At 47.6% G+C, this 17943-nt stretch carries 13 protein-coding genes; 7 read left to right on the plus strand and 6 right to left on the minus strand.

Annotation, left to right across the window (positions count from 1 at the left end; all coding sequences use genetic code 11):
• Positions 1 to 29: 29 nt before the first annotated feature.
• Both NYE29_RS24375 and kduI read right to left on the minus strand, forming a co-directional pair.
• Positions 30 to 785 carry a DeoR/GlpR family DNA-binding transcription regulator gene (locus NYE29_RS24375; RefSeq protein WP_076110042.1) on the minus strand — a complete coding sequence of 252 codons (756 nt, stop codon included), beginning with the start codon at positions 783 to 785 and terminating at the stop codon, positions 30 to 32.
• Between the two features lie 34 nt (positions 786 to 819).
• The gene (kduI, locus tag NYE29_RS24380) at positions 820 to 1653 is read right to left on the minus strand and encodes a 5-dehydro-4-deoxy-D-glucuronate isomerase (RefSeq protein ID WP_038593270.1); all 834 of its coding nucleotides are present in this window, start codon (positions 1651 to 1653) and stop codon (positions 820 to 822) included.
• 259 nt (positions 1654 to 1912) lie between these two features.
• Between kduI and NYE29_RS24385 the strand changes: the two genes are divergently transcribed.
• Positions 1913 to 3592 carry a hypothetical protein gene (locus tag NYE29_RS24385; RefSeq protein WP_256718075.1) on the plus strand — a complete coding sequence of 560 codons (1680 nt, stop codon included), beginning with the start codon at positions 1913 to 1915 and terminating at the stop codon, positions 3590 to 3592.
• 74 nt (positions 3593 to 3666) lie between these two features.
• On the opposite strand, the gene NYE29_RS24390 is transcribed toward NYE29_RS24385, so the two are convergent.
• The gene (locus tag NYE29_RS24390; protein WP_076110040.1) at positions 3667 to 3996 is read right to left on the minus strand and encodes a DUF4362 domain-containing protein; all 330 of its coding nucleotides are present in this window, start codon (positions 3994 to 3996) and stop codon (positions 3667 to 3669) included.
• A gap of 88 nt (positions 3997 to 4084) precedes the next feature.
• Here NYE29_RS24390 and NYE29_RS24395 point away from each other — a divergent pair, with 88 nt between their 5' ends.
• Positions 4085 to 4567, plus strand: coding sequence for an SRPBCC family protein (locus NYE29_RS24395; protein WP_076110039.1), 483 nt, complete (start codon positions 4085 to 4087; stop codon positions 4565 to 4567).
• A gap of 330 nt (positions 4568 to 4897) precedes the next feature.
• On the opposite strand, the gene NYE29_RS24400 is transcribed toward NYE29_RS24395, so the two are convergent.
• Positions 4898 to 7234, minus strand: coding sequence for a beta-galactosidase (locus NYE29_RS24400; protein ID WP_076110038.1), 2337 nt, complete (start codon positions 7232 to 7234; stop codon positions 4898 to 4900).
• A gap of 122 nt (positions 7235 to 7356) precedes the next feature.
• On the opposite strand from NYE29_RS24400, the gene NYE29_RS24405 reads away from it, so the two are divergent.
• A complete protein-coding gene (locus NYE29_RS24405; protein WP_340897841.1) occupies positions 7357 to 8187 on the plus strand; it encodes a helix-turn-helix domain-containing protein in 831 nt (276 codons plus the stop codon).
• Positions 8188 to 8250: 63 nt separating this feature from the next.
• Here the strand turns inward: NYE29_RS24405 and NYE29_RS24410 are convergent, their stop codons facing one another.
• Positions 8251 to 9147 (minus strand): AraC family transcriptional regulator, encoded by an 897-nt coding sequence (locus NYE29_RS24410; RefSeq protein WP_340897842.1) that lies wholly within the window; start codon positions 9145 to 9147, stop codon positions 8251 to 8253.
• A 127-nt stretch (positions 9148 to 9274) separates the two neighbouring features.
• Here NYE29_RS24410 and NYE29_RS24415 point away from each other — a divergent pair, with 127 nt between their 5' ends.
• The 4 genes from NYE29_RS24415 to NYE29_RS24430 all read left to right on the plus strand — a co-directional run bounded on the left by NYE29_RS24415 (position 9275) and on the right by NYE29_RS24430 (position 16639).
• Positions 9275 to 12655, plus strand: coding sequence for a tetratricopeptide repeat protein (locus tag NYE29_RS24415; protein WP_340897843.1), 3381 nt, complete (start codon positions 9275 to 9277; stop codon positions 12653 to 12655).
• 33 nt (positions 12656 to 12688) lie between these two features.
• Entirely contained in the window at positions 12689 to 14641 is a 1953-nt protein-coding gene (locus tag NYE29_RS24420; RefSeq protein WP_340897844.1) for a glycoside hydrolase family 2 protein, read from the plus strand.
• Between the two features lie 168 nt (positions 14642 to 14809).
• A complete protein-coding gene (locus NYE29_RS24425; RefSeq protein ID WP_076109418.1) occupies positions 14810 to 16096 on the plus strand; it encodes a cellulase-like family protein in 1287 nt (428 codons plus the stop codon).
• A gap of 258 nt (positions 16097 to 16354) precedes the next feature.
• The gene (locus NYE29_RS24430) at positions 16355 to 16639 is read left to right on the plus strand and encodes a sensor histidine kinase (RefSeq protein ID WP_340897845.1); all 285 of its coding nucleotides are present in this window, start codon (positions 16355 to 16357) and stop codon (positions 16637 to 16639) included.
• Positions 16640 to 16733: 94 nt separating this feature from the next.
• Here the strand turns inward: NYE29_RS24430 and NYE29_RS24435 are convergent, their stop codons facing one another.
• Positions 16734 to 17537, minus strand: coding sequence for a hypothetical protein (locus NYE29_RS24435; RefSeq protein ID WP_076109420.1), 804 nt, complete (start codon positions 17535 to 17537; stop codon positions 16734 to 16736).
• Positions 17538 to 17943: the final 406 nt, after the last annotated feature.

The following is a 17943-nucleotide window of genomic DNA, read 5'->3' on the forward strand; positions in this document are numbered from 1 at the left end:
CTTAAGTTTTTTTAAAAGAGTGCAATTTATTATCCGCATTCAATATTGACGCCCGCACTGCGGAACTGTTCCACCGTTTCGGGTGCAAGGCCGCTGTCCGTAAGCAGCACATCCACTTCCTGCAATGAAGCGAAGGTGCGCAAAGCGGTATGCCCGAATTTATGATGATCGCAGGCGGCGAATACTTTGCGGGCCGTGGAGACCAAGGCCTGTTTGAAATCTATTAAATCACCGGTGTATATAGACAGCCCATGCTCGATATGCACGGCTGTAGCCGACAGAAATGCTTTTTCTATATTTAGCTTTTGCACGTATGAGACAGCTTCGGGACCTGCGAGCATGTTGCGGACGCGGTAGCCTCCGGGAACGACCAGACGTATGTTGTCTTTGGGAACCAGTTCGCTAATGATGTACACATCATTGGTGACGACCGTCAGAGGCATATTGTCCAGCCGCCGGGCAATTTCAAGCGTGGTGCTCCCGCCGTCCAGTGCAATGATGTCATCCTCTTCGATATGGGCAAGCGCGCGCAGCGCAATCTCCGTTTTCTCGTCGGAATATTTATCCAGCGGGTTCTTGGAAGGCAGAATGCCGAACTGATCACTTTGGGCCAGTACAGCACCGCCGTGCACACGCACGATCAATCCCTGTTCCTCCAGCTTGCTTAAGTCCTCGCGGATTGTTTTTCCCGTCACCTGGAGCTTGTCGCTCAATTCGTTTACCGTTACGTCCTTCTGGTTCAGCATAACTTCCATAATCATCTCGTGTCGCCGTATCGGGTTCATCCGCCTGCCTCATCTTTCCGTAGTTGATTTCTTTCTATTGTAATTCTTTCATACCTACGGGGTCCATATCATCATAACGTTTGTTGTCACCGGCCATGCTCCAGATGAAGGTATAGTTATGCGTGCCTACACCGCTGTGGATTGACCAGCTTGGGGAAATGACGGCTTGTTCATTGTGCATCACGATATGGCGGGTTTCGGTAGGTTCGCCCATCAGGTGGAACACGATAGAGTCATCCGGAAGATCGAAATAGAAGTAGGCTTCCATCCGGCGCGGATGAGTATGGGAAGGCATTGTATTCCACATGCTGCCCGGTTTGAGCTGAGTCATACCCATGACCAGTTGTGCGCTTTGTACACCATTGGTATGAATGAAGCGGTGAATCGTACGCTCGTTGGAGTTCTCCAGACCACCCATTGCTCCGGATTCGGATTCGGCGAGTGTAGTTTTGGTTGTAGGATAGGACTGGTGAGCCGGAGCGGAGTTCAGGTAGAATTTCGCCGGTTTGGCGCTGTCTGCGCTTTTGAACACCACATCTTTGGAACCTTGGCCGACATACAGGCATTCTTTGAAATCTATTTCATATTCTGTTCCGTCTACAACAACTGAACCTTTGCCGCCGACATTGATGATACCCAGTTCACGGCGTTCCAGGAAGTAAGTGACTCCCAGTTCCTTCAGATCCGTGGTAAGCACAACATCTTCGGTTACGGGATTGGCGCCGCCGACGATCATGCGGTCTTCATGGGTAAGCACAAGCTTCAGTTCATTCGGAGCAAAAATAACGGGAATGTGGAACTCTTTGCGCAGGCGCTCAGTATCAAACTGTTTAACTTCGTTGGGATGTGAGGCGAAACGTCTTTCCATTGGATATTCAATCTCCTTCAAAAACGTATTTTCGTTCGTATAGGTACAATTTAATCCATTTACGTTCATTTGGCAAGTGATAATCTTTTTTAGTATGTTTATTTTAGTTTATTTATCGCTTTTAGAGATTGCCATATGAACCGAAAGCGTGCACAATAGACTAAAATACAAGATCCAGGGAGAGTGAAGGGGATGTTGTTGAAGTCGTGATTCCTGAGAGTGAGCAGAGAACGATAAAAAGAAACTTAAAATATGGAGGGTGAAACCGGTAATGGTGGATGTCAATCATACTCAGAGTCCTTATAAAATTCGTCAGGATGAAATTATATATAATGTAGCGTTGGAAGCGGAGAGCCGTCCGCTGCTGGAGAGCGGTCTTTGGTTCCACGATGATGTGCGTAACAATTTTTATTATGCCTCTTACCTGTTCGCAGCTGCCGTAGACCTGTCTCGCGAGCTGCCCTTTGACCGTGTAGCAGCGAAGCAGAAAGCGGAAGCTGTGCTGCTGGAAACCGTTCTGCTGCAGAACAGACAGCCCGGGACTGCGCTATACGGACACTGGCCGCTTGGCCTGAACCCGGTGCCGCGGGAGGCCTCGCCGCATGAGCTTCCGGTGGAAATTATGGGCAGTCTGATGGCTTGGTTCTGCAAGCATTATTCCAGCGAGTTCAGTGCAGGACTCCGAATTGCTTTTCATACGGCCATCGGCCATATCTACCGCAGCGGATTTTACCGCAAACCGGTGGTGACCTTTGGGCATCATGAAGCTAAATATACCGCAGCGAAGCTGATCTTCGGCAAGCTGTTTGATGATGAGGAATTACGCGAGGAAGGACTGCTCAGCCTGCAGAATACACTGGCCTATGTCCGCGGGAATGGCATGCCGGAGTATGGCAGCCTGCCGTGGTTCTGGCATTGGGTGCAGGCATTTACCTGTGCCTGGGAGCTGGAAGAGGACCCTAAGATCAAAGACATGCTGGCAGAAATGCTGGATTATCTGTGGAAGGAACGGGGGCACTTCTACCTTCAGGGCGCCTGGGTTGGCGCACATTCCCGGGGCTGGCCGCATGATGTTCCGGCGGACGGCAATGTGCTGCATGATTATGTGCAGTTTGGAGACTTCAAATTGCCTGCGGAGATGCCGCGAACTGAATATGCCGGATTATTATTCTATGAAGCGCCGGAGCATGTGCGGTCCGCTGCTTTGGACCGTAGCGTGCCTGTTGAAGTCAAGAAGCTGACCCGGAAGGTTGTGCCAAGTGGCCCTGATCCTCAGCCGCTGCTGCATTCATACGCTTATATCACGGAGGATTATGCGGCTGGAGGTATGTGGGAGCGGGTAGAGGAATTTGATAACGAACAGCTGCGCTGGGCCTTCTCACTGCCAATTGGCGTACAGGAAGGGAGCAACCGGCTGTATTTCTTCCATCCCGGTCAAGGCTATCGGGAAGGCGATCCCCGCCATCAGAGTCCGCATATGGAGGTGCTGTTTCACAAGAGTACGGTCCTTTCCTTGTATCCCGTTCCGGAAGGAGAGAATGACTCTGTCGTAGGGGTTCTGCCCAAAGGGGAGTGGGTCAAGTCGCATGAGGCGCTGTTCGGGAGGGCTGGTAAAGTGTACTTTGCTGTTTACTTGTCCCAGCGCTACGAGTTGAAAGAACGGCAGGACTACCTGGAGGTTACGGTTACAGGAATGCCGGGAGGAGTTGTCGTGGAGGCTGTTCCGGTGAAAGAGGCAGCAGAGCTGGGGTTTGGCGACTTGCCTGCCTTTGCTGCGGAAATGACGAATAAAGTGCCGGAGTTCAGCACCGGAGATGACCTGTCGGTCCAATATCAGACTTTAAGCGGCGATCAGCTACAGCTCACCCTTGGGGTGGGTGCGGGTCCTCAAGCCAGTCTGGGCGGCAGCCGGATTTCACTGGAAGACTATGTTGTTTAATAAGTTTCTATCCTAAATACGGGGTTAAATGAACGGGCAACCATGCGGTTGTCCGTTTGCGTGTACGCTGCATTTTACTTCTTTTTGCGGATCAGAAAATAGCTCATTTCCGGATTGTCGGCTGTGCATCCGCTGATCGAATAGAAAATCTCCCCGCCGCCGCTGTCTTCCTTTGTAATCTCTGTGCAAACATCCGTTTTAATACCTTTGCCGGCTCCCCCATATTCATCGTTGGAGTTGTCCACACTATACCTGATCACTTGCCCATCGTAATTCAAATCTTTAAAGATCGGATCGCCTTTATCAATCGCTTTTTGAATCGAATATCCGGTATCGCGTTTACAACCGGCAATGCTTAATGACAGCAGGACTAATAATAGGCAGATAAAAGGCAGTTTTCTCATAAGATTCACTCCATTTGCGATTTGCTTGTAAATACTTTACAGTTTTAAGGATAAGCATACTATTAATCACAGAAAAGGGGAACTATTAATGATTGCTGAGATTGTAGCGGTCCCGGAAGGCTTCACAGCCACCTTTGTATTCCATTATAAGCATTCTGTGGATCGCGTTTGGGCGATGTTGACTCAAAATGAACTGCTGAAGGAATGGTTCTCCGAGCTGAGGGTAAAGGATTTACGGACCGGCGGGATCATCGAGTTTGATATGCAGGACGGTACCTTTTTGGAATTGGGAATTACAGGTTTTGAGCGAAACTCCATATTGGAATATATCTGGGGAGAGGACAAGGTTCGTTTTGAGCTGCTTCCGGAGCGGGAAGGCTGCCGGCTGCAATTAATCGAGACCATGGGCAAAATTACGGAGCATACAGCCAAAGATCTCTCCGGGTGGCATGTCTGTCTGGAGGTGATCGCAGCATTGCTGGACGGTAAGCCATTCGGTAACCGGAAACGGGTATGGGAGAACAGATATGAGGTGTATAGTGCGCTTGTGGACAAGTATTATCATTCGTAAGTATGAACGGGGTTTCGCCGATATTGGTGTGATGCTATTTCTACAGGTGTAGTAAACTCATGCATATAGTATCTGTGCTTGAGCCAGTCGCTCCTACGGAAGCACCATAGTTTTCTCTTCCATCCGTAAAGTTATCCAATGATAGTGAAATGCTAGACTTATCTGCTCCACGATTCATTAATACGGCTGAAGAATGCAGTTGTAATAGGGAGGCGTTCGGCGACGATTAATCTTAATGGCAAAATGTCAGAAATATAAAGAGGGTATTCTCAAGCTGAGAACACTAGCTTGGAATACCCTGTTCTTGCAGTCCGGCACAAACTTAAATCATTATACTTGCGGGAACATAGCTGTTTTATAATGAGGAATTGCCTGAATACTATGGAACTCCGCAATTTCAACACCATTAAATACTTCAATAAATGCCTGATTCACATAGCTGTGCGTAGTACCTTTGCGAAGCGGGAAAATGGTCAGATGCAGTTCTTGTTTCTCCAGCTCATCTTTGAATTCCTTAAGTCCAATATTCCACGGATGACCATAATGAATATGATCGGTAAGCAAGCGACCTGACAGGAATGCGTTCGCCACGTCTCCATCATAACTAATTTGGAGCGACACATTGTCTACCTGCTCAGGCCACTCTGAATCAATATTTAGCAGTGCTGCCCGTTCAGATGTAAAAGTCACATCCATCTGAGGTGTGTAACCCTCAACTCTGATAAAGTAAGTGAGGAACACACCGTCCTGTTCTGCTGAGTCAATTGAACCAATACTGAGTGACATCTGAAAATACGGAGCCGGATAGATAGAGGCAGTAAATTCTGCTACATCCGGGGAAATGCATATCAATTGGCCCGAGTGAGTAAATAAATGCATCCCCTCGTTTCCGTTGCCTGCAATGACTATCCTTTCTTGTCCCCAGAGGGAGAAGCGATAGGTGCCGAGGGCTTCCTTGCGGTTTAAGGTGAGGAGGGTAAAGGTTCTTCCATCCTTCATGGTGATATTTACTTGATTGCTTTTACCGACCGCAGGGGCAATGATCCATCGATCTCCGTTAAGCTCCGCAGATCCCTCGCCTGAATCGATGCTCAGAATCTCCTCAGCGTGAAGAATGATCTCTGCTTTCATTCCTTCATGCGCAAACAAAACAATGGTGGTATGAACTCCATCCTTCAGGCTGGTAAGCAATTGGGTTGTAGCGCTGACCAGCCGCAGCCCGTCCAGGTTGAGATTGAAGGGAAGGGTTACCCCCAGGCCATTTCCCAGATTGAAGGTGCCGCTGTGAGGGAAATTAACGGGTCCCTGTTTGGTAAGCAACTCAATACGCAGATCCCTATTAGGCATTTCTACATGATCCTGAAAGTTATTCAGAAACACAAAACCAGAGCCGTTTTTTTGCCGCAAACACCAGCGGAGAGAAGAGGTATCTGTCGGATGAAGTTCATTTTGACCTTCTGGAATAACCGTACCCATAGGAGCAAGGAGTTCTCCAAAGGCTTCAAGAAAGAGAGAGAGCGTGCGGATACGATGATATGAATTACCCACTCGTCCGAATTCGCCAAGCGGCGACTGATAGTCATAAGTGATCTTGGGCAGGGAAGTTTCATTCATATAGGAATGTTTGCCGACGGGATTAGAGCCGCCATGATACATATAATAGCCCAGCATATTGCTGCCACTGGCCAACTTCACTAGAGTCATCGCTTCAATGCTTGCCTCAGGTACATAAGGACGCGCAGTGTAGCTTACTTGCATCCCCCCCGCCATCTCACAATAAGCAACCGGGTAATCCGTCGTTTCGAAATCCATAGATTCCACTGGGGTAAGGTGAAGATCCTGATAGATGAATTCTCTGCTTGGCGGCTGATTGGGAATCCATGGAGTGTAGGCGTAACCTGCAAGCATGGGAAGCGCACCCTCCTCAGGAACTGCTGCACCGCCCCAGGCGGTAACGGTGAATAGAAACGGAGAAATTCCGCTTTCCAGTGCAATCCGTTTGAGTTCGCTCAGATGCTCTCTGCCACCAGTTCCCGATGACAAGTAAACGCCGCCCTTATAACCCCAGGAGTCAAAAGGTGCTCCGCAGTGCATGAACTCATTATCGAGTTGAACGGCAATGACAGGACCGCCCTCTTGAAAATAAAGGCCTTTAATTTGTCTGGCAATTTGCCGGTAGAGACGGGTAGCTAATGCGAGATATGCAGGATCGTTGGAACGGATTTGGATAGGAGAATGAAATACCCAGTCAGGGATCCCTCCATTACGCACCTCACCATGGCAGAAGGGACCAATTCTTAGAATCAGCGGGAAATCAATTTTGGAGCAAAGATCTACAAAATGTCTAAGGTTGCGGTTCTCAGACCAATTGAACTTGCCCTCTTCCTCTTCATGGAAATTCCAGAATACATAGGTGGCAACGATATGTACGCCGCCCGCTTTCATCTTCAGCAATTCTTCTTCCCATTGTAGATAGGAGAACCGGGAAAAATGGAATTCACCGACGACTGGGATATAAGGAAGTCCGTTCTGCGTCATGTAATAATTCGTGAAGCCGAAGGATTTCCCAGCCGGATTACTGCCTCCTTGGTTCGACAATTTTCCGGGAGTAATCTGCTTGTCTGGGGTATCAAGCGTATAGGATACGGTTTGGCGGATAGTGTTCATACCTGTTTCTTCCTCCTTGATGTCATGGGTGGTTTTCGGTATATTCTCTTGTGTGAACAAGAGGACTATAATTCGTTATGTCTTTATTTAACCGTATTATTTGATGAGGAGGAAGTGCGGATATGGCTAAAAAACCGACGGATTATGCTATAGAAGAATTTCGCCCTTATGGGATTCTCGTGTCCGGACATTACACGGAACAAAGTCCATATTATATTCACAGGCCATCGGGGAGCATCGATTGGCTGCTGATGTATACCCACTCCGGCAGCGGGGAAATTGTAATCAACCAGAAGACTATGAAGTGTCACGAAGGTGAAGTTGTCATTCTGCTTCCGGGAATTCCTCATCACTATGGAGTCAGCAGTGAAGAGTGGTCCTTCACTTGGGTGCATTTCATCCCCAATCCGGAATGGAGCAGTTGGCTTCGCTTGCCGGGACAAGCCGGCCGGTTTGTTCATCTGCCTGCTCATTCTTCCCCTAAGGATCAGGCTTTCCCGGAAGCCATGGGACGGATGCTGTATTATGGTGAACACAGCGGAAGGGAGCTCAGCCGAAGACTTGCGCTGAATGCTCTGGAGCAGGCATTGTTGCTCTTGTGCGCCGACTGTTCGGAAGAGCAGCATCAGATGGATCCCCGTATCATAGAGGTTATGGAGTATTTGCGGCAATCCTTCCGTGAGAAGCCCACACTGGAAGAACTGGCGAGAATTAGTTGCCTGTCCCGCTCACGCTTGTCCCATCTGTTCAAAGAGCAGGTTGGTGATACGATTGGAAATACACTCAGTAAGCTTCGTTTGGAGAAGGCAGCAGAGCTCTTACTGTATACCAAACGGCAAGTCAGTGAAATTTCAGAGGATGTAGGCTATGAGAGCAGCGACCACCTTACACGCATGTTTCGTTCGCATTTCGGAATAACTCCTGTGAAATACAGACAACAAAATCGGAATTAGTACATATTTCTTGCAGAACCACGGCGCTCACTTTTGGACGTAGACAATTAGGTTATGTGAATTTTAGCCTTTCGGGATTTTCCGGTAACCGGAGGGGGAGCAACCCGAAATCTTCTTGAAGAGCCGGGAGAAATAGTAGGGATCACTAATGCCCACTGCAGAGCTGATCTCCTTAATGCTCATCTCGGTAAGATCAAGCAGATGACCTGCTCGCTGAATTTTGAGCCGCAAGAAATATTCGATTGGGGAGACTCCAGTTTCGGAATTAAATAAATAGATCAGATGCTGTTTGGATACCCCGACATGATTAGCCAGTTCGATAAGAGAAATGGAGCTGCTCATATGTCCATTCATGTATTGAATCGCCTGCTCCAAATAAGATTCGCGTTTCTTCCCCTGTGTCGATTTCCCTGCATTTAAGCCGATTCCAGAGAGCAGCTGTCTTGTGGTCTGGGCCACATGTACATGGGTAGTCAAGGCATATGTCCGCTCGGCCAGCATTTCAAAGGCAGGTACGAACCATTCAATTAAACGGGCTTTGCCGCTTGGTGATAAAGAGGTTGGAGCGTTAGACAATCCAAACAGCTTCACCAGTCTATTCGCGTGGTTGCCTTTGAAATGAAACCAGTATATGCTCCAGGGTCTCTCCTGCATTGCCCCATAACGGTGTGCGATTTCGGGAGGAATAATCATCATGTCTCCCTGCTGCAGGTTCATCCGTTCTCCATGGTTCAGCTCAATCCAGCCCTCTCCTGCTTCGCAAAAGATGAATATATGCGACGAACTGCCTTCCAGGCGTTCCCTGAAATGATACTTAGCATTAGGGAAATAGCCAATGTCTGTAATAAACAAAGAAGAAGTCAGTTCCTCCTGTTCCAGTTCCTTCATCCAGTATTCCGGGAGCACGTATAACTTCTCCTCGACAAACCCTTCAGGCTTGCGAATATGGTCAGGACTCATTCCTGTCACCTCTTAAATGAAAAATATGAATAAGAATATAATCCATCACTTTCCGCATTTCGTCAATTGGAACCTTCCCTGTCAGAAGATAAAGTATAACTATCAAGACTAGGGAGGCAGTTTAAAGATGAAGAATGAAGCTATGGACCATACACGGCAGGCGGCTTCAACTGGATCTGACCAAGTAAAAGTATGGGAAACAAGTATGTTGATTCCAACATATGATGCGGGTGAAGCAGACCCTAATCCTATGTTTCTTGAGAAAAGAGTCTACCAAGGAAGCTCCGGCCGTGTGTATCCGCATCCGGTGATCGAGAGCATCTCGGATGTGAAGCATGATAAGAACTACAAGTTGGTTATTCTGGAGAATGAATATATCCGTATTGAGATCATGCCAGAAATCGGGGGCAGAATCTATCGCGCGCTCGACAAGACGAACAATTACGATTTCGTCTATTATAACCGCGTAATTAAACCTGCGCTGGTCGGTCTTGCCGGCCCTTGGATCTCCGGAGGGATTGAATTTAACTGGCCGCAGCATCACCGTCCGAATACGTTTGGTCCGGTCGAATACAAATTCGAAGCAACCGACAATGGCAGCGCTACAGTATGGGTGAGCGAGATTGACCGGATGTACGGCACGAAAGTAACTGCCGCATTCAAGCTCTATCCGGGCAAGGCTTACTTGGAAATCAACGCTCAATTGTACAACCGGACACCTGAGTCGCAGACTTTCCTGTGGTGGGCAAATCCGGCGGTAGCGGTTAATGACCATACGCAATCCGTGTTTCCTCCGGACGTAACTGCTGTATTTGACCATGGTAAGCGCGATGTTTCCCGTTTTCCTATCGCTACCGGAACCTATTACAAACAGGATTATTCGGAAGGCGTAGATATTTCCCGCTACAAGAACATCCCGGTTCCAACCTCATATATGGCCTATAAATCCGATTATAATTTCGTCGGCGGATATGATCACGGCGTAGAAGCCGGTTTGCTGCATGTGGCGAATCATCATATCTCTCCCGGCAAGAAACAATGGACCTGGGGGAACGGAGAGTTCGGCCAGGCGTGGGATCGTCAATTGACAGATGAAGATGGCCCTTACATTGAACTCATGACTGGAGTGTACACAGACAATCAGCCTGACTTTACCTGGCTGCAGCCCTATGAGGAGAAGACATTCACCCAGTATTTCATGCCTTACAAAAACATTGGTGTCGTCAAAAATGCATCAATTGAAGCAGCCATCAATCTGGAGGTTGATGCTGAAGCAGGGCAGGCCGTGATCAAGGTGTATGCGACATATGTACTTGAACATGCAGTCGTGGAGTTAAGCGGAGCAGCAGGCAGGTATCTGCAGGACACAGTTGATTTGTCCCCGGTGGATGTATACCAGACTGTTGTAACGCTAAATAGCGGGGAGCAGGAGTCTGATTTGAAGCTGTCTGTCCGGAATGCAGAAGGCAGACTGCTGATCTCCTATCAACCGAAACGGCCGGATATTGAGAGGGTCCCGGAAGCTGCTAAACCACTAGCAACGCCTGAAGAGCTGCGTTCGACGGAGGAACTATATCTGGCTGGCCTGCATCTGGAGCAATACCGGCATGCTACATTTGAGCCCGAAGCCTACTATCTGGAAGGGTTGAAGCGGGACAACGGCGATATCCGGCTTAATGTAGCTTATGGAACCTTGCTGCTTCGCCGTGGATTATATACCGATAGCGAGAAGTATTTCCGCAAAGCGATCGAGCGTCTGACCTGGCGTAATCCTAACCCGTATGACAGCGAGGCATATTATCAGTTGGGAGTGGCGCTCCGTGGGCAGAAGCGGTTCGATGAAGCATTTACTGTTTTTCACAAAGCGGTATGGTCGGCAGCCTGGCAGGATGCAGGATACTTCTCTCTTGCTCAAATTTCCAGCCTTAAAGGCCAGTATGCCGAGGCACTGGAGCAGGTTGAGCGCTCGCTCATCCGCAACTCACGTAATTACAAAGCGCGGAATCTTAAAACAGCTATGCTGCGTAAGCTTGGTCAAGTTGATAATGCCAAGAGATATGCGCTTCAAACGCTCGAATTGGATGTCGCTGATTTCGGAGCTTTTAATGAGCTGGCGCTGGCCCATATAAGCTTGGGAGATAGTCTCGCTGCGCAAGGCATTCTGTCTGAACTGCAGCTTCTGATGAGAAATGACGCTCACAACTATCTTAATGTCATCGCGGATTATATGAACTGCGGTCTTTACGAAGAAGCCATTGCCGTAGGGGAAAGATTGAGTCAGGAAGATTCTTTCTATCCGATGCTGCACTATGCCCTAGGTACATTATATGAGCATACAGGACAACATGAACAAGCTCAGGCCGCCCGTCGCAAAGGACAATTGGCTAATCCGGCGTATTGCTTCCCGAACACCCTGTTTGAAATTGAGCTGCTGGCAAGCGCAGTTCATACAAATCCGGAGGACGATAAGGCCCATTACTATCTCGGGAATCTCTATTATGACAAGAAACGGCCGGTTGAGGCCATTGCAAGCTGGGAGCAGTCACGCAGGCTGCGTAACGATTATCCGACGGTACACCGCAACTTGGGTCTGGCCTATTACAATAAGCAGAACAATCCGCAAGCGGCGTTAGCCTCGCTGGAGCAGGCGTTTGCCTGTGCACCGGAGGATGTGCGTATCCTGTTTGAACTGGATCAGTTGCGCAAGAAGCTGGCATGGTCCACGGAGGAGCGCCTTCATATCCTTGAAGAACGGCGAGGGCTGGTTGAGAAGCGGGACGATCTGTATGTGGAATATGTAACCCTGCTGAACAATCTTGGACGTTATCAAGACGCTATTGCTGCCCTGTCTCAGCGTAATTTCCATCCGTGGGAAGGTGGAGAGGGGAAAGTGACCGGACAATATAAGTTTGCCCATACCGAGTTAGGTAAGCAAGCGCTGCAAGAGGGGCACTATGAAGCAGCAACTCAGTATTTACACCAAGCGCTGGTCTATCCGCTAAATCTGGGTGAAGGTAAGCTGGAAGGAGCCCAGGAGAATAATATCTATTATTATCTCGGCATGGCCTACGAAGGTCTTCAGAAGGAAGAAGAAGCCGTCGCCAGCTACACGATAGCTTCACGGGGACTGGCTGAGCCGACAAATGCGATGTTCTATAATGACCAGCCGCCGGAGCTGATTTTCTATCAAGGGCTGGCCTGGTTGAAGCTCCATAATGAGAAGGAAGCCAAGCGCCGATTCAATAAACTGATTGATTATGCCGAGAAGCATATTTTTGACGATATCAAAATCGATTACTTTGCCGTATCCTTGCCGGACTTCCTAGTATTCGAGGATGACCTGAACCGGCACAATGTCATCCATTGCCGGTACATGAGAGGGCTGGGACTTCTGGGGCTAGGCCGCGACGAAGAAGCAGGAACCGAACTTGAATTAGCTCTGGAAATGGAACCTAATCATCAAGGGGTGATGGTTCATAGACGAGTAAGCAGCAGTACGGCGAATTAGGGAGATTTCGAACAAGGAGGAGGACTGAATATTTTGCTTACTAACGGGCGTCAAGTGGTGAGTATGGACGAAGGCTGGAGATTTCAACCGGACGCTGCAAATTTGGGGGAACAAGGTGAGTGGCAAGCCATAGGCTTGCCTGCTCCTTTGAACGTTACCGTTCCGCACACATGGAATGTGCAGGAAGGTCTGGAGGATTACCGGGGAACCGGGTGGTATGAGTATACCCTTAGTATTCCGGAGGAATGGCAGAGCTGCCGGATCCGTATACACTTTGAAGCTATATATCGCGATGCAGTGATCTGGGTTAATGGACATCAATCCGGTTCGCACTTCAATTCGGGTTATACCGCATTTGAAATAGACCTGACAGCAAATATTCAGTGTGGCGTGGAGAACCGGATTACGGTAAAAGTGAATAATTCGAATAGTGATCAGGCGCTTCCTCTAGGGAATAGCTTTGATTGGGCGGATGACGGCGGGATAATCCGGCCCGTAAAGCTCATAGTAACCGGGCAAACAGCAATTAAACACATAAAAGTCAGCCCGGAAGTCCAATTCGGACAAGGTGATAATAAGGCTACTGGAAAGGTAAATGCAGAAGTATATCTGTGTGAACCATCCGCTGCTGCGACTGTGGAGATCGGGATATTTAAAGATGGAGAGAGAATCTGGTATGAGGTACGGCCTTTACCTCCCCAAACGATGACCTGGCAGCTTACTGATGTTCAGTTATCTCCGGTGGATCTATGGCACTTTGATCATCCGCATTTGTATCGGCTTGAGCTCACGCTTCGGGAGAAAGAGCAGATTAAAGACCGGGTGGCTGTGAATTTTGGTTTCCGTGAGATCCTGGTTAAGGGGCGTGAGCTTTGGTTAAACCGTGAGCCTGTCCGCCTGATGGGAGTAGAATGGATGCCAGGTTCTAATCCGGTGACAGGATTGGCCGAGAAGCAGGAAGACCTTATTGCAATGCTTGAGATGCTAAAGGAAGCCAACTGTGTGATCACACGTTTCCACTGGCAGCAAGGCAGCGAGCTGTTGGATTGGTGTGACCGTAACGGGATTCTGGTGCAGGAAGAGATCCCGCATTGGCAGCAGCCTGATGAGCCGGATCAGAACACTTTTACATTAGCGTTATCACAAGCGAAGGAGATGATTGCGGATCATTCGCACCACCCTTGTATATTTGCCTGGGGTATGGGAAATGAACTGAATGGCCAATCGGAGATCACACTTCGGTACATGGAGCAGCTGAAGCAGGAGATTCTGCAACTGGACTCAAGCCGGCTCGTCAACTATGTAAGCAACACGATTCACTTCCAGCCGGGCACTGATGCTACCGGAGCAGGGGACTTATTAATGTGGAATGATTATATCGGAACATGGCATGGTGATTTGGACGAGCATGAGGTGATTAAGAAGATTATTTCCGATTATCCGGATAAGCCCATTGTTGTGGCAGAGTACGGACTCTGCGAGCCAATTTATGAGGGAGGAGATCCTAGACGAACCGAGATACTTTTGGGGAAAACAGAAATTTACCGTCAATATCCTCAGTTCGCAGCGTTAATCTTCTTCAGCTTAAATGATTACCGTACGCAAATGGGAGAAGACGGTGAAGGGAAATTGAAACAGCGGGTACATGGTTCGCTGGATATCTATAACCGGGTGAAGCCTTCATTTGCAGCCTTGCGTGAGATTTCTTCACCGCTCTTGCTGGCGGGAGCACCTGTGTGGCACGAAGGTGAGCTTGAGGTAACACTGAAATGCCGGAATGATATTCCCAGCTATGCCGTACAAGACTACTACTTAACTGTGTCTTCGGCAGATGAAAGGGTAGTCCAGCAAGTAATTCCTGAGATGCAACCGGGAGATATTCTGACAATGAACATCACTGTATCAGTACATCCTCTGCCGGAAGAAGTGCTTGTCATCTATCGTCCGAATGGATTCAGTGTACTTGAACAGGAATTGAACAAATAAATCTAGCAAACTACCTGGTGATCGCGAAGATCCGCCGGGTAGTTTGCTAGGGCAACAATACTCTTATAATGTGACAACGCTCCCGAGTGTGATATCCTGCTGCTCATTTGTCACAGTATTCTTTCTTTGCTTGTTCTCCCGGTAATCAAACGCTAAGGAGTGATAAAAATGAATTCAGTACATAACAATTTGCCGCGCAAACTGACCATCACGATGTGGGATTTCTCCTGGTATACGATGACTTTGCCTGGAGAGCCTTACAGTGATCTTGCAGCAAGATTTAAGGAAGCGGTGGATCGAGGATACAATACAATTCGGATCTGTGCGATGCCTTTCTTATTGTTCACTGCGGAAGGCAAGCGGCCGGGGCCGCTACATTTTGGGAGTCTGGGGGAAGTGGGGCAGCGGACTCGATGGTACAACTGCCGCGGCGGAGCTGAGCTGGACGGACATGCCCATTTGCTGGAGTTGTTCAGACAGGCCAAAGCGCATGGGTGTTATATTATGCTGTCTTCATGGGAATATCAGCAAAGCCCCAGCTTCCTGGCCTATCCCGCTCTGCGCGACGAACTGGCCTCCATTGCTCCTAAGGAACGTTTTATGTCAATTGCCAGGTCTATGGATCAGCTCATCCGGTATATTAAGCATGAAGGGTTAGCCAGTCAAATCGTTTATGCCGAGCTTCATAATGAGGTGGAATTCGGCCAGCTTACCGCAGTGGGCGTTGAACAGGGTATCGGGGAAACAGATACGCCTAAGCAGGTTGAAGCCATGCAGCCTTATATAGAGGAAGCGATTGATTATCTCCGGAAGCAGCATCCCGATATACTGATGACGGCCAGCTACACGCTAAACGAAGCTTATCCGAAGGCTTATGTTGCCCGCAATATGCAGGTTGCTCACTATCATCTCTATATAAAGGGCGTATTGAATGAACTCATGGATGCGGCAGGGTTAAATGATGAGCGAATGTCATTTCCTAACACCTTTGTCCAGTCTTTATTAAGAGAGGATGCGCCTCCATTTGAGGAGTGGACGCTGCCGGAAGGGCAGGAATGGAGAATGGAGGGCAACCCGGTCGGGATGAAGCTCATATACTTGCATGACTGGGCTGATCCTGATCAATGGGACCTATATTTATATGATCGTTACGGTGCCCATAAGCTGGCTATGCTGCAGAAGATCGATTTCCGCTTTGAGGAAATTCATGACTGGGTACGTCATTCAGGAATTCCAGTCGTTATCGGTGAGGGTTATGTCGGCTACACGCCGCTGCATACTGGTTTCGAGGAAGGTCCTGTCGGGAAATTCATTGCCGAGTATGCACTGCGAAAAGGGAAGTCACTTGGCTTCTGGGGAATGACGTTATGCTCCAACTGTGCTCCGCATCATCCGTTCTGGGACGATATTGCATGGCAGCAGAAATGGAACCGGTTTATTCTTGAAGCGGAATAATAAGTAGAAGAGAAAGGTTTACTATTCAAACTGACTGTGTAATGTTAGGAATTCTAAGTCTATCGTAACTTTGACTGGTACCCTCCCCACGCAGGAATCACTAGAATTAAATTGTAAGGAGAATTAAGAATATAAAGGGAGGTTTCAAAGTGAAAAGGTTAAAGAAAAACACAGTTTTCTCTCTTGTAATCGCTTTAATGTTCGTGCTCTCTCTTTCCGGATGTGGTGGCAACAACAACAATACGAATAACTCGGCTAGTGAAATGTCAGAACCAGAGGCAACCAATTCAGCGGCATCGGCAGACGAGCTTCAACATACAGCTGTTAGACGATGGTATTGGTATGGATTCTGAAGAACTGGGTGCCATCTTCAAAGGGGACAACAGAAAACGAAAAGGTGGAGGGTACGGCGTCCGCAACATTGATGAGAGGTTAAAGCTTGCCTATGGTACAACATACGGATTGAAATTCGAGAGTATTTCCAAACAGGGTACTTGTGTGTATGTGCGTATTCCTCTAAAGAGTGATAGGCTTAAAGCTTAAATTCGGCGCCAATTTTGTGATAGGACGATTGGAAATTTAGAGACTACACACAAAATAACCCGTCAGACATTAACCTGACGGGTCAACTTACCTATTAAGGGATATAATTGAAGTCCATAGTTGTATATAAATATGTTTGATTATAAGTATCATAAACTATTTGATCAACTAGTGGTTGGGTATACTGAGCATCGTCGCTATTCTTCTTATGAATCCAGGAAAACTTACTCAAATCTAAGGTTCCGCCAGCTTTTTTAATTGGAACAGCAATTGAAAATTCTGCGCCGTAAAAATATGCTCTTTTGGTACTGTTAGTGTTTGTTAATTTATGATAAAAGGTTGAGGCATATTCGGCTTTGGGAACTAGGTTTAATTCATACCCAACGGTATTGAGTCCAGCATAATATGGATTTTCTGCCAGCCATCCGAGTGGCGCATCACCAGCTATTGAGTTTTTGTCGAGGGAAATACTGTAATTAGTTCCATCCACAGTTAATGTTAGTTTTACGATATATTCCCCTCTATTATCTACTTCCCCTCCAAATTTGAGATCTACCGTTTTTCCGGTGATATTAGGTAGAGATTTTGGCCACCATCCACTATGCCCGAATATAACTAACTCCCATTCATCACCATCGTAGATCACTCCTCCATCAAAGGTAACTCCGTTTTTTGAATTAATTGTAATGAAATATTCAGCAAGTATTTTGTCTTTTATTGGGTTGAGATTTGAAGCACTCGGTATTTTTAGTTTTGCCTGGCCACCAACGACAGTTTCTTGAAAATCTTTTTGCGTAATTGCTGATCGGAATCCATCTCCAGTATCTTCTGCAGACGCTACTGATGCAGTTGATGCAAAACATACGATTAAAAGTAAAACCAATAAAATCCTTTTCATTGTATACCTCCCAAAATATAGAAAATATATAACAACACTAAACATACAACTATAAGGTAAATTTGGCAATAAATTTAATTATATGGATTGGACAAAAGGGAAGAACCTTACAATAAATGAGCATCGGCCAAATAGTTGAAATTCTGTAACAAGATCAATCTGGCAAAATCACACAGCAGAGTAAAATCGAGCAGCAATGGAGGGATCGTACAAATCCAGTGCGGATACCCAGGCGTTGAATCTGTTTAATCAGGGCCTGAACTACTCTCTACAGCAGAAGGAGTAAATCACGATTACCTTGTTCAGACCTGCAGGAAATGTTAAGCTACGTAGAGTAGTTGTTAGAATAGCTCCTTATGCGAAACAGCTGAAGTTCGGTTGGAGGAACATAATCACTACGCTCTTT

The organism is Paenibacillus sp. FSL M7-1046, from assembly GCF_038007405.1.
Taxonomy (GTDB): domain Bacteria; phylum Bacillota; class Bacilli; order Paenibacillales; family Paenibacillaceae; genus Paenibacillus_AQ.